The 24,006-nt window shown below is 70.3% G+C and carries 19 protein-coding genes; 10 read left to right on the top strand and 9 right to left on the bottom strand.

All coding sequences use genetic code 11. From position 1 onward, the window contains the following. Window positions 1-22 precede the first annotated feature (22 nt). Entirely contained in the window at window positions 23-913 is an 891-nt protein-coding gene (locus Cba03nite_RS36340; protein WP_203756573.1) for an amidohydrolase family protein, read from the bottom strand. A 188-nt stretch (window positions 914-1,101) separates the two neighbouring features. On the opposite strand from Cba03nite_RS36340, the gene Cba03nite_RS36335 reads away from it, so the two are divergent. Genes Cba03nite_RS36335 through Cba03nite_RS36320 form a run of 4 tightly spaced genes read left to right on the top strand, consistent with a single transcriptional unit; the run spans window position 1,102 to window position 4,272 of the window. Then, complete coding sequence (locus tag Cba03nite_RS36335; protein WP_203756571.1) at window positions 1,102-2,127, top strand: zinc-dependent alcohol dehydrogenase; 1,026 nt, start codon at window positions 1,102-1,104, stop codon at window positions 2,125-2,127. Beyond that, window positions 2,124-2,891 (top strand): SDR family oxidoreductase, encoded by a 768-nt coding sequence (locus tag Cba03nite_RS36330; RefSeq protein WP_275411639.1) that lies wholly within the window; start codon window positions 2,124-2,126, stop codon window positions 2,889-2,891. Before Cba03nite_RS36335 ends, Cba03nite_RS36330 begins: the two co-directional genes overlap by 4 nt. Window positions 2,892-2,943: 52 nt before the next feature. After that, window positions 2,944-3,282, top strand: a complete 339-nt coding sequence (locus Cba03nite_RS36325; protein ID WP_203756569.1) for an L-rhamnose mutarotase — start codon at window positions 2,944-2,946, stop codon at window positions 3,280-3,282. Between the two features lie 39 nt (window positions 3,283-3,321). Continuing rightward, window positions 3,322-4,272, top strand: a complete 951-nt coding sequence (locus tag Cba03nite_RS36320; protein ID WP_203756567.1) for an aldo/keto reductase — start codon at window positions 3,322-3,324, stop codon at window positions 4,270-4,272. Window positions 4,273-4,418: 146 nt separating this feature from the next. On the opposite strand, the gene Cba03nite_RS36315 is transcribed toward Cba03nite_RS36320, so the two are convergent. The 4 genes from Cba03nite_RS36315 to Cba03nite_RS36300 form a co-directional block, all read right to left on the bottom strand. Further along, complete coding sequence (locus tag Cba03nite_RS36315; RefSeq protein ID WP_346114044.1) at window positions 4,419-6,818, bottom strand: RICIN domain-containing protein; 2,400 nt, start codon at window positions 6,816-6,818, stop codon at window positions 4,419-4,421. 133 nt (window positions 6,819-6,951) lie between these two features. Continuing rightward, on the bottom strand, window positions 6,952-9,945 hold the full coding sequence (locus Cba03nite_RS36310; RefSeq protein ID WP_203756565.1) for a glycoside hydrolase family 95 protein: 2,994 nt from the start codon (window positions 9,943-9,945) through the stop codon (window positions 6,952-6,954). A 105-nt stretch (window positions 9,946-10,050) separates the two neighbouring features. Then, entirely contained in the window at window positions 10,051-11,889 is a 1,839-nt protein-coding gene (locus tag Cba03nite_RS36305) for a family 43 glycosylhydrolase (RefSeq protein ID WP_239126281.1), read from the bottom strand. Further along, a complete protein-coding gene (locus Cba03nite_RS36300; protein ID WP_203756563.1) occupies window positions 11,874-12,035 on the bottom strand; it encodes a hypothetical protein in 162 nt (53 codons plus the stop codon). The genes Cba03nite_RS36305 and Cba03nite_RS36300 overlap by 16 nt, the downstream gene beginning before the upstream one ends. Window positions 12,036-12,530: 495 nt before the next feature. Between Cba03nite_RS36300 and Cba03nite_RS36295 the strand changes: the two genes are divergently transcribed. The 4 genes from Cba03nite_RS36295 (at window position 12,531) to Cba03nite_RS40695 (ending at window position 19,485) form a co-directional block, all read left to right on the top strand. Then, the gene (locus Cba03nite_RS36295; protein WP_203756560.1) at window positions 12,531-15,401 is read left to right on the top strand and encodes a PQQ-dependent sugar dehydrogenase; all 2,871 of its coding nucleotides are present in this window, start codon (window positions 12,531-12,533) and stop codon (window positions 15,399-15,401) included. 74 nt (window positions 15,402-15,475) lie between these two features. Beyond that, the gene (locus Cba03nite_RS36290) at window positions 15,476-17,581 is read left to right on the top strand and encodes a ThuA domain-containing protein (protein WP_203756557.1); all 2,106 of its coding nucleotides are present in this window, start codon (window positions 15,476-15,478) and stop codon (window positions 17,579-17,581) included. 51 nt (window positions 17,582-17,632) lie between these two features. Next, entirely contained in the window at window positions 17,633-19,150 is a 1,518-nt protein-coding gene (locus Cba03nite_RS36285; RefSeq protein WP_203756554.1) for an arabinofuranosidase catalytic domain-containing protein, read from the top strand. A 59-nt stretch (window positions 19,151-19,209) separates the two neighbouring features. Continuing rightward, window positions 19,210-19,485 (top strand): TetR-like C-terminal domain-containing protein, encoded by a 276-nt coding sequence (locus tag Cba03nite_RS40695; protein ID WP_346114064.1) that lies wholly within the window; start codon window positions 19,210-19,212, stop codon window positions 19,483-19,485. A gap of 47 nt (window positions 19,486-19,532) precedes the next feature. On the opposite strand, the gene Cba03nite_RS36275 is transcribed toward Cba03nite_RS40695, so the two are convergent. Both Cba03nite_RS36275 and Cba03nite_RS36270 read right to left on the bottom strand, forming a co-directional pair. Then, the gene (locus Cba03nite_RS36275) at window positions 19,533-20,588 is read right to left on the bottom strand and encodes a hypothetical protein (protein ID WP_203756548.1); all 1,056 of its coding nucleotides are present in this window, start codon (window positions 20,586-20,588) and stop codon (window positions 19,533-19,535) included. Between the two features lie 31 nt (window positions 20,589-20,619). Further along, window positions 20,620-21,102, bottom strand: a complete 483-nt coding sequence (locus tag Cba03nite_RS36270) for a winged helix-turn-helix transcriptional regulator (RefSeq protein WP_203756546.1) — start codon at window positions 21,100-21,102, stop codon at window positions 20,620-20,622. Window positions 21,103-21,198: 96 nt separating this feature from the next. Here Cba03nite_RS36270 and Cba03nite_RS36265 point away from each other — a divergent pair, with 96 nt between their 5' ends. Both Cba03nite_RS36265 and Cba03nite_RS36260 read left to right on the top strand, forming a co-directional pair. Then, window positions 21,199-21,774: a dihydrofolate reductase family protein gene (locus Cba03nite_RS36265; RefSeq protein ID WP_203756543.1), complete on the top strand. Its 576-nt coding sequence runs from the start codon at window positions 21,199-21,201 to the stop codon at window positions 21,772-21,774. After that, window positions 21,768-22,583 (top strand): MBL fold metallo-hydrolase, encoded by an 816-nt coding sequence (locus Cba03nite_RS36260; protein WP_203756540.1) that lies wholly within the window; start codon window positions 21,768-21,770, stop codon window positions 22,581-22,583. The genes Cba03nite_RS36265 and Cba03nite_RS36260 overlap by 7 nt, the downstream gene beginning before the upstream one ends. 42 nt (window positions 22,584-22,625) lie before the next feature. Here the strand turns inward: Cba03nite_RS36260 and Cba03nite_RS36255 are convergent, their stop codons facing one another. Both Cba03nite_RS36255 and Cba03nite_RS36250 read right to left on the bottom strand, forming a co-directional pair. Then, on the bottom strand, window positions 22,626-23,108 hold the full coding sequence (locus Cba03nite_RS36255) for a hypothetical protein (RefSeq protein WP_203756537.1): 483 nt from the start codon (window positions 23,106-23,108) through the stop codon (window positions 22,626-22,628). A 167-nt stretch (window positions 23,109-23,275) separates the two neighbouring features. Next, on the bottom strand, window positions 23,276-23,938 hold the full coding sequence (locus Cba03nite_RS36250) for a hypothetical protein (protein WP_203756534.1): 663 nt from the start codon (window positions 23,936-23,938) through the stop codon (window positions 23,276-23,278). Window positions 23,939-24,006 lie beyond the last annotated feature (68 nt).

Raw genomic sequence — 24,006 nt, 5'->3', positions numbered from 1 at the left:
CGGTGATGCCGGGCCCGCACGGTCACGGCCGAGCGGACGCCGGCCGCCGCAGGTCGATGCCGTACACCCGCGTGGCCGTGGCGGTGAGGATGTCGTGCCATCCGGTGGCGTCGAGGTCCGGCAGGCTGTGCCGGACGATGTCCAGTGTGCGCCCGTACGGTTCGTGCAGCAGGCAGATCGGCCAGTCGCCGCCGTACATCAGCCGGTCGGAGCCGAACAGCCGCAGCGCCGCGCGGATGTGGGAACCGGCTCGGCGCAGGCGATCGCCCGCGGGGTCGGGCCCCAGGTACAGCCCGGACAGCTTGGCGTACACACGGGGGTGACCGGCGAGCACCTCCAGATCGTGCAGCCACTGCTGCGCCTGGCCGGAGTCGGCGTCCAGCGGGGGCGCCCCGAGGTGATCCAGGATCAGGTGCAGTCCCGGGTGGCGGCGGGCGACCTCGGCCGCGGTGGCCAGGGCCTGCGGGCCGCCCGCGACGAAGTCGAACGGCACCTCGGCCTGCTCCAGCAGGCCCAGGCCGGCGTCCACATCGGGGCGCAGGATCCAGTCCGGGTCCGCGCGCTCGTGGATCAGGTTGCGCACCCCGGCGAACAGCGGTTCGTCGCGCAGCCGGGCCAGCCTGCCCGCGGCCTCCGCGGGCAGGTCCAGGGGCACCCAGCCGACCACCCCCGCGACCTCGGGGTGAGACCGCGCCGTCTCGAACATCAGGTCGGTGTCGAAGCCGGCGTCGGCGGACTGCACCAGCACCACCGCCCCGACTCCCCGGTCGGTGAGCTCAGGCATGACCTCCCGCAGCGTCATGGCACGGTTCACCGGTGCCAGGTGCTCGCCGAGCCAGGGGTAGACGCCGCGCGAGGGATCCCAGACATGCAGGTGCGCGTCGATGATCGTCGCGATCGGATCGAGGTTCACGTTCAGCTCCCAGGGGTGAAAGCGTGCCGGACGCCGGACGGCGGCCGTGTGCGGTGACCGCGGGTGCGAGCCGCTGTGCTGACATTGTCATCGGACCAAACATATGATGTCATATCTGCGGTCGGGCCGCCTGTTCCGGAATGCCGCTCGTGACCACCTCCGCCCAGCACCGGTCCGAAAGGGAAGTCATGCACCAAGCCGTATACGAAGGCGACCGCCGCCTGCGCGTCATCGACGTGCCCGAGACGGCACCCGGCCCGGGGCAGGTGCAGATCGACGTCGCCTTCACCGGGATCTGCGGCACCGACCTGCACATCCTGCACGGCGACATGGACCGGCGAGTCACCACGCCGGCGGTCCTCGGCCACGAGATGTCGGGAACGGTGGCCCGCCTCGGCGAGGGGGTGGCCGGCTGGGCCACCGGGGACCCGGTCACCGTTCTCCCCGTCCTGCCGTGCGGCGCCTGCCGCACCTGCGCCGCCGGGCACGGACACGTCTGCCCCCGGCTCACCTTCCTCGGCATCGACAGCGCCGGTTCCATGCAGCAGCGCTGGAACGTGCCCGCCCAGGCGCTGGTCCGCCTGCCCGAGACCCTCGACCTCGCCCACGGCGCGCTCGCCGAACCCACCGCCGTCGCCGTCCACGACGTCCGGCGCAGCGGCCTGACCGCCGGCGAGCACGCCGTCGTGGTCGGCGGCGGTCCCGTCGGTCTGCTCATCGGGGTGGTCGCCCGGCACGCCGGAGCCCACGTCATGGTGCTGGAGCCGAGCCCGCAGCGCCGAGCCCTGGCCGACAGGCTCGGCTTCCCGGCCGCGGATCCCACGGGCGCCGACACGGCCGCGCTCGTCGAGGACTGGACCGGCGGCGAGGGCGCCGCGGTCGCGTTCGAAGTGTCCGGCGCGGCCGCCGGAGCCACCGCGGCCGTGCACGTGCTGGCACCACGCGGGCGGCTGGTGATGGTGGCGATCCACGCCACCCCGCGAGAGATCGACCTGCACCGCTTCTTCTGGCGGGAGCTGACGATGCTCGGCGCCCGCCTCTACAGCCGCGACGACATGTCGACCGCCGTCGACCTCGTCGCCGCCGGCCGGATCCCGGCCGCCGACCTGATCACCCATGTGGAGCCGCTGCACCGCGCGGGCGAAGCGTTCGCCGCCCTCGAATCGGGGGCCGGCGTGATGAAGGTGCTGCTCGACTGCGCGGTCCGCCGGTGAGCGCCGCGATGTTCGACCTCACCGGCAAGCTCGCCGTCGTCACCGGCGCCCGCCGCGGCATCGGCCTGGCCATCGCCGACGCGCTCGCCGCCGCCGGAGCCGACATCATCGCGGTCAGCGCACAGCTGGAGCCCGAAGGCAGCGAGGTGGTCCGCCGGGTGACGGCCCATGGCCGCAGCTGTGAGGTGCGAGCGGCCGACTTCTCCCGCCGTGAGGCGGTCGCGGCGCTGGCCGCCGAGCTCACCGGGCGGCAACGTCCCGTCGACATCCTGGTCAACAACGCCGGCACCATCGCCCGCGCACCCGCCGCCGAGCACAGCGACGAGGACTGGGACCACGTGCTCGCGGTCGACCTCACCGCCCAGTTCATCCTGGCCCGCGAGGTCGGCCGGGCCATGCTCACCAGGCGCACCGGGAAGATCATTTTCACGGCGTCGCTACTCAGCTTCCAGGGCGGGATCACGGTGCCCGGATACACCGCCGCCAAGTCGGGCGTCGCGGGGCTGACCAAGGCACTGGCCAACGAATGGGCCGTCCACGGCGTCAACGTCAACGCCATCGTGCCCGGCTACATCGCGACCGACAACAACCAGGCGCTGCGCGACGACCCGGTGCGCAACGCCGCCATCGTCGACCGCATCCCGGCCGGACGGTGGGGCACCCCGGCCGACCTCGCGGGTGTGGCCGTCTTCCTCGCGTCGGCGGCCTCGGACTACGTGCACGGCGCACTCGTGCCCGTCGACGGCGGCTGGCTCGGCCGGTGACCGCGCCCGCCATCGCCCACCCTGACCGGCCCACCACCATCGAGGAGCCACCATGCAGGTGATCGGACTGCACACCCGTCTCAAGCCCGGCCTGGAGGCGGAGTACGAACGCATCCACGCCAAGCTGTCGCCCGAACACGAGCAGGCGCTGCGCGAGAGCGGGGTCCATTCGTGGCACATCTGGCGGGACGGGCTCGACCTGTTCCACACGATCGTGTGCGACGACTGGGACGGCATGGAGGCGTCGATGGCCCGGCTGGAGCTGACCGAACGCTGGCACCAGATCATCCACCCGCTGCTCGACATGGCCGTGTCCCAGCGCGGGCCGCTGCCGCTGGTGTGGCGTCTGCCTGACCCGGCCGCACCGACCGCGACCACTGATCCCACCTGACCGACGGGAGTCGCCGTGTTTCCACAAGCTCCGGCAGCCATGCCCACCCGGCCGCTCGGCCGCACCGGCCTGACCGTGACGACGCTCGGGTTCGGCGCCTCCGGGATCGGCAACCTGGGCTACCCCAGGACCGACCTCGACGCCGCGCGAGCCGTCGGCGCCGCCTGGGACGCGGGCATACGCGTGTTCGACACGGCGCCCCACTACGGGCTCGGCCTGTCGGAGCTGCGGCTGGGCGACGCGCTGCGCGAACGGCCCCGCGACGCGTACGTCCTGTCCACCAAGGTCGGCCGGCTGCTGCGGCCCCACCCCGCGCCGACCGGCTCCGATCTGGCCGCCGGCGGCTTCGCCGTCCCCGACGACCTGATCCGGGTATGGGACTTCAGCGCCGACGGAGTCAGCCGGAGCCTGGAGGAGAGCCTCGTCCGGCTGGGCGTCGACCGCATCGACATCGTCTACGTCCACGACCCGGACGACGCCGTCGACGAAGCCGTCAGCCACGCCATTCCCGCCCTGATCAGGCTACGCGACCAGGGGGTGATCGGCGCGGTCGGCGTGGGCATGAACCAGTGGCAGGCGCCCCTGCGCATGGTGCGTGAGACCGACCTCGACGTCGTCATGCTGGCCGGCCGGTACACGCTGCTCGACCGGTCGGGCGAGCAGCTGCTCGACGAGTGCGCCCGCAGGGGAGTGGCCGTGGTCGCCGCGGCGCCCTTCAACTCCGGCGTCCTCGCCAGGCCGTGGCCGGCCGACGGCGCGCACTTCAACTACGCACCCGCGCCCGACCCGGTGCTTCAGCAGGCTCGCCGGCTGGCCGAGACCTGCCAGGCGCAGAACGTCACGCTGCCCGTCGCGGCCCTGCAGTTCCCCCTCCGGCACCCGGCGGTGACCTCCGTCGTCACCGGCATGGGATCGGCCGCGCACGTCGCGGCCGCGGCAGCGGCGATGCGCAGCACGGTGCCTACCGGCCTGTGGCAGGCGACGGGGTGAACACCCGGGCCGCGTCGGCATGACGGCCGGCCCTCGCGGCGAGCAGCGCACACCTGGCACAGATGAAGGTCACGGCGAACACGGGCAGGGCCGGCGCGCACGGCGCCGGCCCTGCCCTGACGGCTTCGCCGTCGTTTCCTGCCTGATCAGCTGCGCAGGCTCCACTGCTGGTTCGTGCCGCCGTGGCATCCCCACAGGTGCAGCAGGGTCCCGTTGGCGGTGCCGTTCCCGCTCGCGTCGACGCACAGCCCCGACTGCACGCCGGTGATGGTGCCGTTGGCGTTGACGTTCCACTGCTGGTTGGCCTGGCCGTTGCAGTCCCAGATGACCAGGCGGGTGCCGTTGGCGGTGCCCTGGCCGGAGGCGTCCAGGCACTTGTTGCCGTACACCGTCAGCTGCTTGCTCGCGGTGTAGGTCCATCGCTGGTTGGTGCCGCCGGAGCAGTCCCACAGCTGCACCTGGGTGCCGTTGGCCGAGGTGGAGTTCGGCACGTCGACGCACCGGCCCGACTGCCCGCCGACGATGGTGACGCCCTGCTGGGTGGACGACTGCACCCCGGCCGAGGTCATCACCGTGCGAGCCGCCGCCGGCCAGTTCCCGCCGGTGACGACCACCGTGCCGGTGTTGACGTTGCCGCGGGAGCCGCTGACGATGTTGGTGTTGGTGCTGGTGGTCCAGTTGTTGGTCAGGGTCAGGTTGCCGGTGTTGTTGTTGGCCCAGTGCTGGCCGTAGGCCCACTGCCCGATGTTGTCGAACACGTTGTTCGAGGCCGACAGGTACCGTGCTCCCTCGTCGAAGTACAGGCCGAGCCAGCCGTTGGTGTTGCGGAAGTAGTTCTGGTTGATCGTCGATCCGGGCAGCGCGGACAGGGCGTAGAACGCCGCGCCGTCGGTCATCTGCCGCATGACGTCGTGGACGTGATTGGCCTGCACCCGGTAGTTCTTCGCGATCGTTGCGGTGGTGTATCTCGGCTGGTAGTTGTAGAGGCCGCGGTCGGTGTAGTCCTGTGCGCCCCCGGCGTCGTTGGCGCCCCAGCCGTAGCCGATCGAGATGCCGGTGTACGGCAGGTTGTAGACCTCGTTGTTGGTCATGGCCGAGTCGGCGGTGTACGTCATGAGCAGGCCGACGTGGCTGCGGTAGTCGACGGCCACGTCGCGGACGGTGTTGTTGGCGTACACGATGTCGCGGTTGATCATCCGTGAGTCGCCGGGGTGGTGCGCGTCGGCCTGCACGCCACCGGCGATGACGGCGCCGGCCGCGATCTGCTCGAACGTGTTCCCGATGACGTCGACGTCGCTGGCGCCGAGGCCGACGCCGGTGGCGTGGGCGTTGGCGTCGTTGCCGATGCCCAGCCCGACCTGGCCCAGGTTGGTGAACCGGTTCCCGGTGAACCTGATCGCGTTGGCCGCGGAGACCTGCACCGCCGCGGGCATCTGGCGCCAGCTGGGCCGGGTGGCCTCGAACTGCTGGCAGCCCGACTGACACGAGTTCAGCCAGTCCGACGGCCGGGCCCAGGTGCCGTAGATGTAAGCGCCGGTCTGCTGGTCGGCGTAGCCCTGACCGGTGTTGGGCTGCAGCCAGCTGGTGTGGGAGAACTGCAGGCCGGAGAAGGACAGGTGATGGGCCGGCGACGCGTACGTGCCGCCCACTCGCAGCAGCGACTCCAGCCGCGGCAGCTGCACGTCGGCCGTGGCCATGTTCTCGCCGCTGAGCGGCTTGTAGTAGAGCTGTCCGGCGGAGGTGTCCAGATACCACTCGCCGGCGGCGTCGAGGAACTCCCGCGCGTTGACCAGGTACAGCGGCCCGGCGCGGAACGGCCTGCTGAGAGTGTCGTAGCCGAAGGTGTTGTTGTTCCAGGCCGGCTGCTCCATGGTGATGACGTTGTTGCTGATGGACTGCACCGGCACGTACCGGTCGGTGAACGAGTTCACCGACTCCAGCTCGACGCGGTCCTCGGCGGCGATGTTGTTCAGGTAGGACAGCGCGCTGCTGGAGAACGTCATGCCGCTGGTCGTCATCGTGAAGTCGGCGCGGTTGACCTGGGTGCGGGCCCGGGTCGCGATGCGGCCGTTGACGTAGAGCTGGCGGCTGTCGAATCCGGTCCCGGCGGCGGCCCGCCAGATGTTCTGCCCGGCGTCGACCTGGGTCCAGCCGCTCACCCGCTGCCCGCCCGAGATGACGGGCATGGCGCCCGGCGCCGCCTGCCAGAACACGGTGTAGCCGTTGGCGCCCGAGTCGGCCGAGGTGAACGTCAGCGGCGCGGACAGGGCGTAGGTGCCACCGGCGAGCTGCACCACGATGTCCCCGCTCATCGTCGGCGCGATCGCGCGCACCGACGACTGGGCCTGGGCCAGCGAGCACGGTTGCGCCGCCGAGCACGCGGTGCCGGATCCCGCGGGGGAGGCGTACAGGGTGGTCATGACGGCGGCGGCGGCCGGCAGGGCGGACAGTGCCGATGCTGCGGTGAGCACGGCGGCGAGGTACAGGGGGAGCAGCCGGGACGGGCGTTCCGGCGGTCGATGTGCGCGGCTGGGAGCAGTAGCCACGATGTTGTCCTTCCACGAGTTCGAGCTGCTGGGGGTGGGGCAGACATCGGTGGCCCACGTTCGGCGAGAACGGGGCCACCGATGGCGTGCATCACATCACACGTATGACGTCATAGCAATTGCGACTGTCGCGTCAGCCGATCGCCATGGCGAAGATGTGCATCGTCGGCACCCCGGAGGCGGGCCGTGAACTGATGTTGGGCAGCTCGACCCGCACGACCGGTTTCGCCGCCAGCGAGACCCCGGCGTAGTAGATGGTGGCGGCCGTGTTCTCGCGGCGGTTGCCGGGCCGGTTCTGGTAGGCCATGGCGATCGCCGCGGTCGCGCCGCTCTTCGGCCCGCCGTACCAGTCGGGCACGCCGAGGGTGAACGACTGGCGGGTGCCGTCGGCATAGACCACGGTGGCGGTCCCGGACACGGCGCCGTAGGTGCCGGCGGCCAGGAACCCGAGTTTGCTGCCCGTGCCGCTGATGGCGACGGACTGGCCCGAGGCGATCGCGTTGTCCGCTCCGCCGGGCTGCACGTTCGGCCAGCGGAAGGTGATCCCCTCCCGGCTCAGGGTCGCGCCCGGGGTCACGCCCACCTGCGCGAGGGCCTGGGCGGACAGGGTCGCCCCGTTGCCGTCGAAGTCACCGGCGCCGGTGTTCGTGTCGTTGGTCGTGCTGGCATTGGAGAAGAGCTGTTCCAGGGTCGGCGTCGTCTGTCCCGTCGGCTGCGCCCGATAGGTGTGGCCCGCCCGGACGGTGATCCTTACGCAGTCCGCCTCGACCCTGACCGGCGACACTTGGGTGCCGTCGGCGACGTCGACCACCGTGTGCCCGGCGGTGAACAGCCGCGCGCGCACCTGCACCACGCCGTCGCGGTCGGCCCGGATGAGCGCCTCGCCGAGCTGGCCCGAGTTCCAGGTCAGGCTGACGGTGTACCCGCCCCGGCCGCGCAGCCCGGTCACCCGGCCGCCCGACCACGCCGAGGGCAGCGCCGGCAGCAGGTGCAGCTCACCGTTGTGGCTGTGCAGCAGCATCTCGGCGATGCCGGACGTCGCCCCGAAGTTGCCGTCGATCTGGAACGGCGGATGCAGGTCGAACATGTTGGGTGCCAGCCGGGACGTCGTGACCAGATCCCTGATCAGCTTGTAGGCGCGGGCGCCGTCCTCCATCCGCGCCCAGAAATTGATCTTCCAGGCCAGCGACCACCCCGTGCCGTCGTCGCCGCGCAGCTCCAGGGTCCGCCGTGCGGCCTCGAACAGCGTGGGCGTCGCCCGCTTGGTGATCTGGTTGCTCGGATGCAGCCCGTACAGGTGGGAGATGTGCCGGTGGTTCGGCTCGGTCTCGACCCAGTCGGCCAGCCACTCCTGGATGTTGCCGCGCGAGCCCACCTTCATCGGCGCCAGGCGCTGGCGGGCCGCGCGGACCTGCGTCCGGAAGTCGGAGTCCACCCCGAGCACCTCGCTGGCGGCGGCGCACCCGTCGAACAGGTCCCGCAGGATCTGGTTGTCCATGGTCGGCCCGGCGCAGACGCTGACGTTCGCGTGGTGGGCCAGCTCGGGGGAGTTCGACGGGTTGGTCACCAGGTAGCCCAGACTCGGTTCGGTGACCAGCGTGCTGAGGAAGAACTGCGCCGCGCCCTTCATAGCCGGGTAGTTGGTGCGCAGGAACTCGACGTCGCCGGTGAACCGGTAGTGGTCCCAGATCATGGTCGCCAGCCACGCGCCGCCGGTCTGCCACATGCCCCACAGGGCGCCGTCGACCACGGAGGTGGCCCGCCAGGCGTCGGTGTTGTGATGGGTGACCCAGCCGCTCGCCCCGTACTGCACCTGGGCGGTCCGGGCCCCGGTGACCGCCAGATCCCTGATCATCGCGAACACCGGCTCGTGGCACTCGGGCAGGTTCGTCGTGTCGGCCGGCCAGTAGTTCATCGGCAGGTTCGCGTTGAGCGTGTACTTCGAGTCCCACGGCGGTGCCATCTGGTCGTTCCAGATGCCCTGCAGGTTGGCCGGTTGCGTGCCGGGCCGGGACGAGGCGATGAGCAGATACCGGCCGTACTGGAACAGCAGCGCGGAGAACTGCGGATCGCTGACCGAGGCGTGCTGGCTGATCCGGACGTCTGTCGGCTGGTCGGCCGCGGAGGTCCGGCCGAGGTCGAGGGTCGTCCTGTTGAACAGCGCCTGATAGTCGGCGACGTGCCGGGAGAGCAGCTGGTCGTAGGACAGGTTGCGCGCCGCGCTGAGATGGCGGCGGGCGATGCCCTGGTAGTCGCCGCTCACGTCGCGGTAGCTGACGTAGCTCGACCCGATCGAGACCAGCAGGGTGACGCTGGTGGCGCCGGTGACCCGCAGCGTGCCGCCGGAACTGGAGACCGTGCCGCCGGTCGCGCTGACAGCGGCCAGCGACAGGAACCGGACGGCCCCGGTCACGCCCTCCATGCTGCCGGAGGTGCCGTCCATGGCGATGGTGGTGCTGTCCGGACTGGACACGGTCGTCCGCTGCGGGCTGTCGAACACCGCGGTGAACGTCACCGCCCCGGCCCGGTCGGCGGTCAGCCGCATGACGATCACCTGATCGGGCACGCTGGCGAAGACGTCGCGCTGATACCGCACGCCGTTCATCACGTAGCTGACCGAGGTGGTGGCGGTGGTCAGATCCAGCCGGCGCTGATACTGCGAGGCGCTGCCGGACGTGGGGAAGGTGAGCCGCAGGTTGCCGACCGGCTGGTAGGCGAGCTGCCCGACCGGCCTGCCGAGCATGCGCTGATTGATCAGGTCCTGCGCCTGGCTCCACTGGTTGGCGAACACCAGCCGCCGGATCTCCGCCAGCGCCGCTGCCCCCGCGGTGTTGCTCGGGTCGTGCGGGCCGCCTGCCCACACCGTGTCCTCGTTGAGCTGGAGCCGCTCGGTGTCGACGTTGCCGAACACCATCGCGCCCAGGCGGCCGTTGCCGATGGGCAGGGCCCGCAGCCAGTCGGTGCCGGCGGACTGGTTGTACCAGAGTGCCAGGTCGCCGACCGCGAGCACCTCGGCGGGCGCCGCCGCACCGGCCTGCGCCTCGGCGGTCCACGGCAACGGCATGAGCAGCGCTCCGGCGCCCACGGCACCGGTCTTGATCACTTGTCTGCGTGTCAGATCCGACATCGCTCAACTCCCTCGGAGCGAACAGCTGAATGGTCGATGGGCTGGTACGTCAGAACAGGAACGGCCGGCGGCCGGCGCGCGGCCGGCCACCGGCCTGGGTGGGCCTTACTGGAACGAGGCGTCGTCGAGGTAGTAGCCGTCGGTCCCGGCCGCCGTCTCCACGTAGAGGCTCGCGCCCGACAACGTCCCGGTCCAGGAGACGGTCGCGGTGCCGGTCAGCTGGGTCCAGCCGCCGGAGTTCACCGTCGCGGCGGGGGTGAGCTGCACGTAAGAGGTCGAGCCGTTGGCGGTCAGGGCCAGGGTGACCTTCGCCGACGGGGTGCCGCTCTGGGTGCGTACCCAGACGCTCGTCGTGTAGTTCTTGCCGTTGACGAGCTTGGCGGTGACGTCCTGGCGGATGCCGTTCCAGGAGGCGGTGCGGCCGGTGATGGCCAGCGACCTGCTGCCGCCGTGCACGACCGACGTGTTCGATGCCAGCGTGCCGCTGCCGAACACGGCCCAGCCGGTCGTGCCGGCCTCCATGTCGGCGTTGGCCAGCTGGTTGCCGCCGGAGACGCCGCCGCCGAACTGCCACCAGTTCACGTTGAACAGGCCGCCGCCGCTGCCGGTGAACCGCAGATACAGGTCACGGGTGCCGGTCGTCCCCGAGACGCCGCACGTGACCGTCGCCCAGGTCTGGTAGCCGCCCGTGCCGCCCACCCCGCAGGTGCCCGCGACGGGGCCGGTCAGGCTGTCCAGCCGCAGCTCGATGTTGCCGCCCGCGCCCGCCGAGGCGACCCGTGCGGTGAAGGACGTCGCGCCGGTGCCGAAGGCGACCCCCTTGACCTTGATGTAATCGCCGTTGTCGATCCAGCCGATGTTGAGGGTGCCCTCGCTGGCGGGTTCGGTCTCGACGCCCGTCTCCCACGCGATCGTCTCGGCCTCCTGGCGCACGTACGGGTTCAGCGTGCCGATCTGCGGCGCGCCGGAGCTCGTCATGTTGATCGTCGGGATGGTGCCGTTGCTGTTGTAGGAGAACTTCTCCACGGCCACCGACCGGGTGTAACCGCCGCCGCCGGGCAGGGCGCCGTTGTGGTAGAAGAAGTACGAACCGCCGTTGAAGTCGATGACGCCCGGGTGGTTGGTGAAGCTGGCGCCCTGCCGCGGCATGACGGTTCCCCGGTAGGTCCAGGGTCCGGTCGGGCCCGGAGCGGTGGAGTAGCCGATGAACTCCGAGCAGCATTCGGCCGCGAACACGTTGTAGTACAGGCCGTTGCGCTTGTAGACCCAGGGACCCTCCTCGTACAGGGTCGGGCGGCTGGTGTTGCCGGTGCGGGTGCCGAAGCCGGCGGTGGTCAGCGGGATCTGGGTCGGGCTGCCCGAGAACGAGATCATGTCGGCGTTCAGCCGGACGTACCACAGGCGGGGGTTGCCCCAGTACAGGTAGGCCTGCCCGTCGTCGTCGATGAGAACGTTAGGGTCGATCTCGCCGTTCTCCACCAGCGGCCGCCCGAGGGCGTCGGTGAACGGGCCGGTGGGGCTGCTGGACACGCCGACGCCGATGGCCATGCCGCCGGTCGCCCGGTTCTTCACGGGGACGTACCAGTAGAACTTGCCGTTGCGGTAGGCCACGTGGCCGGCCCAGGCGTCGGCGCTGGCCCAGCTGAAGGTGGACAGGCTCATCGGCACGCCGTGGTCGGTCCAGTTGACCATGTCGGCCGAGGAGTAGACCCGCCACTCCTTCATCGTGAAGTAGGTCGAGCCGTCCTCGTCGTGGCCGGTGTACAGGTACACCCGGCCGTTGTGGACCAGCGGGGCGGGATCGGCGGTGTAGATCGTCTGCACGATCGGGTTGTCCGCGCCGGCGCTGACCGGAGTGAGCGTGAGCGCGAGCAGCAGGCCGGCGGCGACGACGGCGATCCGTCGGACGGTCCGGCCGGTCTGCCGCGTCAGTGGTGGTGCCACGAGGTCTCCTTCGGGAAGTCGTCGACCTGCTGCGACGCGATGCCCGGGCGCGCCCGGCGGCACCCGGCCACCGCGTCGAGCAGGGAACCGCGCCGGAGTCGACTTGCGTGCAGAAACGAGTAGTGCTCTGTATGACGTCTGAGCACGCCGCACACCTGGCCCGGCCGCGCTGACGTGCGCGATCGGTGCCCTGCCAGCCGATGCGGAGGATGGTGCCGGCCATCCCGCGGTCAGTCGAATGTGACCGATAACAGAGCTTGAGTCAAGATGTGACGAAAAGGTTTCGTGTGTGCGCAGGTCAGGTAGACCGTCCACATGGAAGGCGATCAACCAGCAGAGATCGATGCCTGCGGGTGGGTTGACAACCGTCATGTTAGCGATAACATCGACCGAGCCGACTACCTGATAACACGTCATATGACGTCGCCTCCCGGCGACACGTGACTCGGGATCGGCAGGATCGGCAAGTTTCGTCGAGGCGTACCGGCGGCGCGGGACCCATCGACTGGCGATCTGTGATGGCTCCATCCGCCGTCAGAGGCCGCCACCTGTCAGGTGCGGCGCCTGACAGGCAGCACCCCCCACGGCATTGGCGCGATGGTTCGCGCCCGCCTGGCCATCACTTGTCAGGAAGGGTCTTCATGTCCATCAGGGACGGCCTCCCCCCGCACCGCACCAGACGATGGTTCTCCGCAGGCTCAGCGTTGCTGCTGACCGCGACCGGCGCGACGGCAATTCTCACCGCGGGACCCGCCGGTCTAGGCGGCCCGGCGCCGGCGCAGGCGCACACCATCGTCAGCACCGACTACCAGCAGGTCACCCTCGCCAAAGGCGTGTCCGAGGTGGGTGAGCCGATGACGCTGGCCGTGCTGCCGGACCGGTCGGTCCTGCACACGGCACGCAACGGCACGCTGCGCCGCACCGACGCGGCCGGCAACACCTCCGTCGTCGGGAACATCCCGGTCTACACCCATGACGAGGAGGGCCTGCACGGCGTCGGGGTCGACCCGAACTTCGCCACGAACCGCCACATCTACCTGTACTACGCGCCACCGCTGTCGACGCCGAGCGGCGACGCGCCGTCCACCGGCAGCAACTGGTCGGCCTGGCAGGGCGTCAACCGGCTCTCCCGGTTCACGCTCAACTCCGACTTCACCGTCAACCAGGCGAGCAAGGTCGACATCCTGGACGTCGCCGCGGACCGGGGCATGTGCTGTCACACCGGCGGCGACATCGACTTCGACGCCGCCGGCAACCTGTACCTGTCCACCGGCGACGACACCAACCCGTTCGAGTCGGCCGGCTATTCCCCGCTCGACGAGCGGACCAACCGCAATCCCGCCTACGACGCGCAGCGCTCCGCGGCCAACACCAACGACCTGCGCGGCAAGGTCCTGCGTATCAAGGTCAACGCCAACGGGTCGTACTCGATCCCGGACGGCAACATGTTCGTCGACTCCGACAGCCGGACCCGTCCCGAGATCTACGCGATGGGATTCCGCAACCCGTTCCGGATCAGCGTCGACAAGGCCACCGGCGTGGTCTACGTCGGCGACTACGGCCCGGACGCCGGCAGCACCAGCAGCCGGGGCCCCAGCGGGCAGGTCGAGTTCAACCGGGTCACCGGACCGGGCTTCTACGGCTGGCCGTACTGCACCGGCACCAACACCTCCAACGAGACCTACGCCGAGTGGGACTTCGCGTCCAACACCGCCGGCTCGAAGTACAACTGCGGCGGCGGCCCGGCCAACAACTCGTTCCGCAACACCGGCCTGCCCACCCTGCCCGCCGCCAAGACGGCCTGGATCCGCTACGCCGGCGACTCCGGCAGCCCGTCGGAGTTCGGCAGCGGCTCGGAGTCTCCGATGGGCGGCCCGGTCTACCGGTACGACGCTTCCTCGTCCTCCAGCACCAAGTTCCCCCAGGGCTTCGACGGCCAGTTCTTCGCCGGTGAGTTCGGCCGGGGCTGGATCAAGCCGATCCACGTCAACTCCGACGGCAGCCGGGGCGCCATCGAGACGTTCCCCTGGATCGGCAAGCAGGTCATGGACATGGCCTTCGGGCCCGACGGCGCGCTGTACGTGCTCGACTACGGCACCGGCTACTACAACGGCGACGTCAACTCGGCCCTGTACCGCTTCGACTACGTGGGCAGCGGCAACCGGGCCCCGACCGCCGTGGCGAGCGCCGACCGCACCTCCGGCACCGCCCCGCTGACGGTCAACTTCTCCTCGTCGGGATCGTCGGACCCCGAAGGCGGGGCGCTGACCTACTCCTGGGCCTTCGGCGACGGCACCACCTCCACGGCCGCCAACCCGAGCAAGACCTACACCGCCAACGGCACGTACAACGTCACGCTGACGGTCCGGGACCCGCAGGGCGCCACCGGTTCGGCGAGCGTGCAGATCGGCGTCGGCAACACCGCGCCGACCGTGACCATCAACAGCCCCGCCAACGGGCAGCTGTTCGGCTTCGGCGACACCGTGTCGTTCAGCATCACGGCGACCGACCCGGAGGACGCCTCGATCGACTGCAGCAGGGTCAAGATGACCTACGTGCTCGGTCACGACAGCCACGGTCACCAGATCACCTCCCAGACCGGGTGCACCGGCACGATCGCGGTCCCCGTCGACGGCGAGCACGACGACGCGGCCAACATCTTCGGGGTCTTCGACGCCGAGTACACCGACGCGGGCGGCCTGACCACGCACACCCAGCACACCCTGCAGCCGCGCAAGCGCCAGGCCGAGCACTTCAAGACCTCGTCCGGCATCGCCACGTTCGACAAGAGCGCCGCCGAGGGCGGCAAGACCGTCGGTGACATCCACAACGGCGACTGGATCGCGTTCCAGCCGTACCGGATCAACAACGTGACCGGGTTCAGCGCCCGCGTCTCCTCCGCGGGCAGCGGCGGCACGCTCCAGATCCGGGCCGGCTCGGCCACCGGCACCGTGCTCGGCTCGGCGACCGTGCCGGTCACCGGCTCGTGGGACACCTTCACCACGGTCAACGGCACGATCAGCAGCCCGCCGACCGGCACCACCACCCTGTACCTGACCTTCGCCGGGTCCGGCACCGGGTTCCTGTACGACATCGACTCGTTCACCCTGGCCACCGGTACCGCCCCCACCGGGACGGGTCCGATCAAGGGTTTGGCGGGCAAGTGCCTGGACGTGCGCAACGGTTCGTCGGCTGACGGCACGCAGGTCCAGATCTACGCGTGCAGCGGGGCTGCCGGGCAGACGTGGACCGTTTCGGGTTCGACGCTGCGGGCGCTGGGCAAGTGCCTGGACGTCAACGGCGGCGGGACGGCGAACGGCACGAAGATCCAGCTGTGGACGTGCAACGGCGGCGCGGCGCAGAACTGGACCTACCAGGCATCGGATCAGACGCTTCGCAACCCGCAGTCGGCCAAGTGCCTGGACGTGTCCGGCAACAACTCGGCCGACGGCACGATCGTGGCCCTGTGGACCTGCAACGGCGGCGCCAACCAGAAGTGGACCCTGCCCTGACGCGACGGGCCCCTCACCGGCGTACGAGCGCAGGTGAGGGGCCCGTCGCGCCTCTCATCCCAAGGAGAGTTCCCATGCACAGACTCCTGCGACCGACACTCGGCGCGGCCACCGCTGTCCTCGCCGCCGTCGCCGCGATCGCTCCGGCCGGCCCGGCCGGCGCCGCTGACGCGCCCTACGACGTGCTCGTCTTCTCCAAGACCGCCGGCTTCCGGCACGACTCGATCGCCGCCGGCATCTCGGCGATCCAGGCGCTCGGCGCGGCGAACAGCTTCACCGTCACCGCCACCGAGGACGCCGCCGCCTTCACCACCGGCAACCTCGCCCAGTACGAGGCGGTCGTCTTCCTCAACACCACCGGCGACGTCCTCAACTCCAGCCAGCAGAGCGCGTTCGAGTCCTACATCGGCTCCGGCGGCGGCTTCGTCGGCGTGCACGCCGCCGCCGACACCGAGTACAGCTGGCCGTTCTACGGCAACCTCGTCGGGGCCTACTTCGCCTCCCACCCGGCGATCCAGCAGGCCAACATCAAGGTCGAGAACCGGGCGCACCCGGCCACCGCGCACCTGCCGCAGACCTGGACGCGCACCGAGGAGTGGTACAACTACCAGACCAACGCCCGCTCCACCGCGCGGGTGCTGGCCACTGTCGACGAGTCCTCCTACTCGGGCGGCTCCATGGGCGCCGACCACCCGCACGCCTGGTGCAAGACCTACAGCGGCGGGCGGGCCTTCTACACCGGCGGCGGGCACTCGCAGTCGGCGTACTCCGAGACGGCGTTCCGCAGCCACCTGCTGGGCGGCATCCGCTACGCGGCCGGCCGCGCCAAGGCCGACTGCCGCCCGGAGACCGGCTACACCGCCCTCTACAACGGCTCGACCACGGGCTGGTCGCAGACCGGGCCGGGCAGCTTCGGCAACTCCGACGCCACCCTCACCTCGTCGGGCGGCATGGGCATGCTCTGGTACACCACTCGCGAGTACGTCAATTACTCACTGAAGCTGGACTGGCGGGTGCCGGGCGACGACAACTCGGGGGTCGTCATCGGGTTCCCCGCCGGCAGCACCCCGCAGGGGGCGCTGGACAACGGGTACGAGGTCCAGATCGACGCGACCGACTCCGCCGACAAGACCACCGGCGCGATCTACGGCCTGCAGTCGGCCGACCTCGCCGCCCGCGACGCGGCACTCAACCCGCCGGGGGAGTGGAACACCTTCGAGCTGCTCGTCGAAGGCGAGCGGCTGCAGGTCTTCCTGAACGGTGCGAAGATCAACGATTACACCAACACCAACGCGGCCCGGTCGATGGCCGGATACATCGGCATCCAGAACCACGGCACGGGTGACGACGTCTCCTACCGCAACATCCGGATCAAGGACCTCGGCGGCACCCCGCCCACCGGCGACATCACCCGGCAGGCCGAGTCGTTCTCCTCGGCCGGCGGGGTCTCGGCGCTGGCCAAGTCGGGTGCCAACGGCGGCCAGGTCCTGGGGAACATCGAGTCCGGGGACTGGGCGGCGTACAACGGTCTCGACCTGACCGGCAGCACCTCGTTCCGGGCGCGGGTGGCATCCGCGGGCGCCGGTGGCACGATCCAGGTCCGGACCGGCTCGGTCACCGGGACCGTGCTGGGCAGCGTCACCGTGCCCAACACGGGCAGCTGGACGAACTTCCAGAACGTGACCACCAGCCTGTCGGGCGTTCCGTCGAGCACGCAGAACCTGTACCTGACCTTCACCGGGCCGAGCGGCTTCCTCTTCGACGTGGACGAGTTCGTACTGGTCAAGGGCACCGCCACCACCGGCACCGGTCCGATCAAGGGGCTGGCGGGCAAGTGCCTGGACGTGCGCAACGGTTCGTCGGCCGACGGCACGCAGATCCAGCTGTTCACGTGTAACGGGGCTGCCGGGCAGACATGGACGGTGTCGGGTTCGACGCTGCGGGCGCTGGGCAAGTGCCTGGACGTCAGCGGCGGCGGGACGGCGAACGGCACGAAGATCCAGTTGTGGACGTGCACGGGCGGCGCGGCGCAGAACTGGGCCGCGCAGTCCGACGGGTCGCTGCGTAACCCGCAGTCGGGCAAGTGCCTGGACGTGTCCGGTAACAACTCGGCCGACGGCACGATCGTGGCCCTGTGGACCTGCAACGGCGGCGCCAACCAGAAGTGGACCCTGCCGTGACCGGGGCCGGACCCGCCGCGATCCGCACACCGAGCTCTGTGAGGTAGCCCGATGGACATCCCGAAGAAAAGCCGCTCCCGCTGGGCGGCCGCCGCCACCATGTCCCTGGCCCTGGCCGCCGCGGGCCTCACCGTCGCCGTGCAGGCCGAGGTGGCACTGGCCGCGACGGTCGGCCCGCCCACGCGAATCGTGGGCGGGCAGTCCGGCCGGTGCCTGGAGGTGCCGAACTCCGGCACCAGCAACGGCCTGCAGACCCAGTTGTGGGACTGCAACGGCGCCACCGGCCAGGCCTGGACGCTCACCGCGTCCGGCCAGCTCATGGTCTACGGCAACAAGTGCCTGGACGCCTCCGGAAGGGGCACGACCAACGGCACGCAGGCCATCATCTGGGACTGCAACGGCCAGAACAACCAGCAGTGGAACCTCAACGCGAACGGCACCATCACCGGTGTCCAGTCGGGCCTCTGCCTGGACGCCAACGCCGCGGCGACCGCCAACGGCACGAAGGTCCTGCTCTGGGCCTGTCACGGCGGCGCCAACCAGCAGTGGGCGCAATCGGTGCCGGGCTCGCCGAGCCCGACCCCGACCTCGACCCCACCCCCCGGGGGCGGTCCCTGCGACATCTACGCCGCGGGCGGCACGCCGTGCGTCGCCGCGCACAGCACCACCCGGGCCCTGTACCGCTCGTACACCGGGAACCTGTACCAGGTCAGGCGTTCCTCCGACAGCACCACGCGCAACATCGGCGTGCTGACCACCGGCGGAACGGCCGACGCCGCGGCCCAGGACTCGTTCTGCGCCGGCACCACGTGCGTCATCACGGTGCTGTTCGACCAGTCCGGGCGCGGCAACGACCTGTGGTACCAGGGTTCGAGCGTGGTCCCCGGATCACCGCAGAGCCGGCCGGCCGTGGCGACCACCGAGTCGCTGACGGTCGGCGGCAGCAAGGCGTACTCGCTGTACATCAACCCCGGCAACAGCTACTGGCGCGACGGCCACCTGACGGGCGTCCCGACGGGCAGCGCACCCGAGGGCATGTACATGGTCACCCGCGGCACGCACGTCAACAGCGGCTGCTGCTTCGACTACGGCAACAGCGAGACCACCCGCAAAGCCGACGCGGCCGGTGCCATGGACGCGATCTACTTCGGCACGAGCTGCTGGTTCGGCGGCTGCTCGGGTTCCGGACCCTGGGTGCAGGCCGATCTCGAATGGGGCCTGTTCCCCGGGGGCAGCAGCACCTGGAACCCCAACCAGCGGGCGTTCACCAGCAAGTTCGTCACGGCGACGCTGAAGAACAACGGCGTCTCGCGATTCGCCATCAAGGGCAGCAACGCCCAGTCCGGCAGCCTGTACACGCTGTGGGACGGCGCGCTTCCCGGCGGATACAGCCCCATGAAGAAGCAGGGGGCCATCGTGCTCGGCAGCGGCGGAGACTGCTGCAAGCCCGATGGCGGTGCCAACGCCAGCGCAGGAACGTTCTACGAGGGCGCCATGGTGTCGGGCTACCCGTCCGATGCCACCGAGAACGCCGTCCAGGCGAACATCGTCGCGGCGGGCTACCGGTGAACCTGACCGGGCCTCGGCCCTGAGCGCACCCGCAGTGCCGCCGCGATACAGCGGCGGCACTGCGCGAGCCGGCCGGGGCGGATCCGGCGCTCCCCGACGGGGATCGAGCTGCGGCGGTATATCAGGCGAGCGCGGCGACCAGCAGGGTGAAGGCCGCGATGATGATGGAAAGCCTGCGGGGGGTCGCCGGGGACGGCGTCGACCCGGGGCTGTTCACCGAGGTGTTCTGGGCGTCATTGCACGGCCTGGCGACCCTGAGCCGCGCGGGCCGCCTGCTGCCCGAGGACGCCGGGCGGAGAGTGCAGCTGCTGGTGGACCGGCTCGCCGTGGCGTGACACGCCGTCCCGGCCGCCACCCGTATCGCAAGGGTCGGTGCGGGCTGCTACCGCTCGTTCTCGTATCGATGTGCCAGCGACCGGATCTCGACCTCGTGCACCGCGCGGATGTGGAGTTCGTTCTCCAGCTCGTGCAGGCGGGCGAGATCGCGGTCGCCGGAGTCGAGGACCTGGCCCGCCAGGCCGATCAGCGAGTCGTCCCGGTTCGGCGTCGACCAGGCGAACAGCAGGTCCCGCAGCGCGTCGCTGGTCTCGGCCGGATCAGGCGCGCTGCGCAGGCCGAGCCAGGGTCGGCCCGCCCAGTAGCCCAGAAGCGCGGTGAACACGCTGAGGCAGTGCCGCTTGTCGTCGATATCCGCATCGGATTGCAGGCGGGCGCCCAGTTCGGCGTACAGCTCCGCCATGCTCAGGCCCAGCACGCGGGCTCCTGCGTAGGCCCAGTAGTCGGAGCCGGTGCCTGGACCGTGGGCCTCCCACAAGGGGTTCCACAGCAGCTGCGTGAACGCCGGGCGGGCACGGCCGCCGTGCAGCGCGATGCCGAGGATCAGCCCACCGTTGCAGTCTGTCGAGGCGCCGCCTTCGCCCCACTCGACGAGCCTGCCCAGCCAGGACGGGTCGCCTGTCTTCGCCGCCAGCACCGGCAGGAACTCCGGGAACAGGTTCGCGCCGAAGTGCCGCTCCAGCGCCCCGGCGATGTCGGTCCGCAGGCCACGACACGGCAGGTGCAGCAGTCCCAGACACGCGTTCATCGCCTCGTCGTACGGGCCTTCGACGTGTTCCCACAGCGTCCGCTCGGCGGGCTCGTAACCCAGGAAGCCGACGGCGTGCAGCACCTCGGCCGGCACACCCGCGCGCAGGCGTCCGCCATCCAGGCAGGCCGCCACCAGCTGCCCGGCCGTCGACGGATCTCCGTGCCGGGCGAACACCGGCACCAGACGCCGGCGCGCCTCGGGATCGTCCAGGAACGTGGCGAGCAGCGCCCGTGCGTCGGAGGTGGACCCGTGCCGCAGGATCACCTCGACGACCGCCGACTCCCATCGCCACGTCACCGCAGGTGATGCGGTGCGGTAGCGGTCCAGCAGTTCCCGTGTGGCCGGTAACACCGTCGCACGCTCCTCGTCGATCAGCGTCAGGCTACCCAGCCGGTGTGTCGCGGGCGGCATCGAGCCGCTCGAACGGACTCGGGCCGTCGTGTGGTCTCGGTGGGGCGTCGAGGTGACGGACTCGAAGCTCGTCCATGAGGTCGGCGATGAAGGCCGGGCCCTGATCGCGGATGAGCCGTTGCCGGCCGCGCAGCTCGTCGCTGCCCGAGCGCCAGTCGAGGCCCCAGTCGCCGAGCGCGCAGATGATCGGAAGAGTCTGAATGCCGGCTTCGGTGAGGCTGTAGCGGGCGCGCTGCCCGCGCGCGGCGGTGCCGCGGGTGAGGATCCCCGCATCGACGAGCCGCACGAGCCGGTCGGCGAGGATGTTCGACGCGATGCCTTCCGCCGACCCGGTGAGCAGCGCCCGGAAGTAGCGGCGGTCGCCGAAGATGACGTCGCGGAGCACGAGCAGCGACCAGCGATCTCCGAGCACCTCGACGGCTGCGTTCACCGGACAGCCCGACCGTGGTTCCACCGGCTCCTCCTTGACAGGTATGCCGCCCTCACTATAGTGATTGCAAAACGCAACCACTAGTGGCTGGGGGAGAGGTTGGGCCGCTTCGTCTACTCGATGAACGTGTCCCTCGACCTGCGCATCGAGCAGGTTCCCGGCGACAACGGCGCCGGCGAGTGGCTGCGTATCGACGAAGACCTGCACCGCGAGGCGAACGAGCGCATGCGCGCACTGGCCCTCATGGTCCACGGCCGGGTCGTCTACGAGGCCATGGAGCAGCACTGGCCGCGGGCGCACGAGGACGCGTCGCTGCCGGAGTACATGCGCGAGTACGGGCAGCTCTGGACCGCCAAACCCAAGGTGCTCGTCTCACGCACCCGGCGCAGCGCCGCCCACAACACCACGACCATCGGCGGAGACGACGCGATCGAGCAGCTCGCCGCCCTGCGCGCCGGGACCGACGGCACGATCAGCGTAGGCGGGGCAACCCTCGCCACGCAGTTGCTGCGGGCACGGCTGCTCGACGAGCTGCTGCTGTTCACCCACCCGGCGATCCTCGGCTTCGGCAGGCCGCTGTTCGACGACTACGACCTGCCGACCGACCTCGACCTGCTCGAACAACGGATGTTCCGGTCCGGCGTCACCATGCACCGCTACGCCGTCCAGGATGCGAAGGAGACAAGCTCATGTTGAGACAGGTCGCGGACGGCGTGCTGGTCCATGAGAGCGAGTTCGTACAGAGCAACGCCACCGTCGTGCAGGGCCGCGCCGGTGTGCTGCTCATCGACGCCGGAATTCTGGACCGCGAGCTGGCCTGCCTCGCCGGCGACCTGTCCGAGTCGGGCCAGGCCGTCGTGGCGGCCTTCGCCACCCACCCGGACTGGGACCACGTGCTCTGGCACCCCGACCTCGGCGCCGCCCCCCGCTACGGCACCGCCGCCTGTGCGGCCGCCGTCCGCGACGAGCTGTCCGCACCCGGCGCCAAAGCCGCGATCACCGCTCACCTGGAACCGGCGGGGATCGCCGATCAGGTCTCGCTCGACCTGTACGGCCTCATCACGGCCCTGCCCGTGGGGACGGCGCAGATCCCATGGGACGGCCCGTCGGTGAGGATCATCGAGCATCGAGCACATGCAGCCGGACACGCGGCGCTGTTCATCGAAGAGCGCCGGGTGCTCGTCGCCGGCGACATGCTTTCCGACGTCCTGGTCCCGATGCTCGACCTGAGCACCGCTGATCCGATCGAGGACTACCTCGCCGCGCTGCGGCTGCTCGACCGTGTGGCGCACGATGTCGATGTCGTCATCCCCGGCCACGGAGCCGTGGGGGTGGGTGATCAGGTTCGGGCGAGGATCGAGCAGGACCGGGCGTACGTGCTCGCCCTGCGTGAGGGCCGTTCCTTCGACGACCCGCGGATCGGCTCCTCGGCCAAGCCCGGCTGGGAGTGGGTCGGCGAGGTGCACGACTGGCAACTGCAGCGCCTCAACGAGGGAAAGGGCTGAGGCGGACCTCAAGCGCCCACAGGACTCGCCCGGTTGCCGCAGCTATTCGGCTGCGGCTCCTTCCGTGGACGTCCCGGGCGGACGGCGAACTGCCGGAGAGTAGTGCAGCAGCGCGATCCCGAGTGCGCACCACGCGCCGAAGGCGGCGAAGAGTCCCCAGCCCATCGTCAGGCGCAGGTCGAACGAGTAGCCCTTGACCCTGTACGGGTAGATGTCCACGAGATAGGCGATGGCAGCGAGTACCACCAGCGATATCCCGGTGAGGACGAACCCGGCTGTCCGAAGGCTTCGGCTTCTTTGCCGGGGCGGGCCGAAGACCACGACCGCCACCATTGTCAGCATCGCCGCCAGTGCCAACGTGTAGGTGATGCCGCACAGGCTCTCGGAGAAGATCGTCGCAACAGAGGCGGTCGTGCCGTCGATCAGTTCGACCTCGGCCCAGTCGCCGATCAGCGAAGCGAGCCCCAGCGCAGCGCCGAGTACGGCCATCGGCCGCGCCAGGAAAGGCTTCTGCCCTGTGGACACCGGCGAACATTAGCACGGTGAGATATCGACAGGAGTTGTTGTCGCCCGGGGGTCGTCGTTCGTCAGTCGCAGAGGAACCGCCCCATCGGAGATGCGCTTGAACAGGTCGATGTGATGGGGTCGGCCTGGCCCCATCACATCGACGGCGGCATCAGCCACCCGCACGGTCAGCGGCTTAGCCCGGCCTGGTCGATCCGGCGGTGGTAGCGCATTCCGGCGCGCCCGCCGAGGACCGCGCCGAGCAACGCCACACCCGCCAGCACGATCGCCGTCACGATCCCGGCCGCGGTGAGGTCGCCCTCGTTGACCGGCAGCCGCGGGAAGCCGTTGAGCCGCGACAGGACGTCGTACTGGTCTCCGAGCAGCGCGCCGGCCGCCGCCACCACGACCGCGATGAGGATCGACCACAGCCACACCGCGACACCCTGCTTCGCGCCGTCGAAGCGGGCCATCCGGCCGGCCACGTAGCCTCCGCAGAAGTACGACACGAACAAGATCACCAGCAGTGCGACGATCCCGGCTATCCCGATCGACGCGGCGGTGTCGGTGACCGCGGTCGTGGCGTCCTGCACCACGCCGTTGTCCGCGGCCGCGAGCCCGATCGCCGTTCCGGCCGCCGCCAGCAGCGCCGTCAGCAGCACCGCCGTACCCATGGCGGTCAGCCAGCCGAAGAAGGCCGAGCCGAACTTCATCCCGCCGAAGCGGTCACGTTCGCGGGTGACCACCAACTCGCGCTGCTCGCCGACGCGGTACGTCTCGATCGTCTCCGCCGGCGGTTGGTCACCGACCTTCCCGCCGTGAACGGGTCCCGTATCGTAGTTGGCGCTCATATCTCTCCACCCCCGTAGGTGCCATATCGCGGATGCCGTACCCGGTATCTGCCCGATAAACACCCCGA

The organism is Catellatospora bangladeshensis (assembly GCF_016862575.1).
In the GTDB taxonomy this organism is placed as follows: Bacteria; Actinomycetota; Actinomycetes; order Mycobacteriales; family Micromonosporaceae; genus Catellatospora; species Catellatospora bangladeshensis.
The sequence above is the reverse complement of the archived record's forward strand: the minus strand, read 5'-3'. Positions and strand labels throughout refer to the sequence as shown.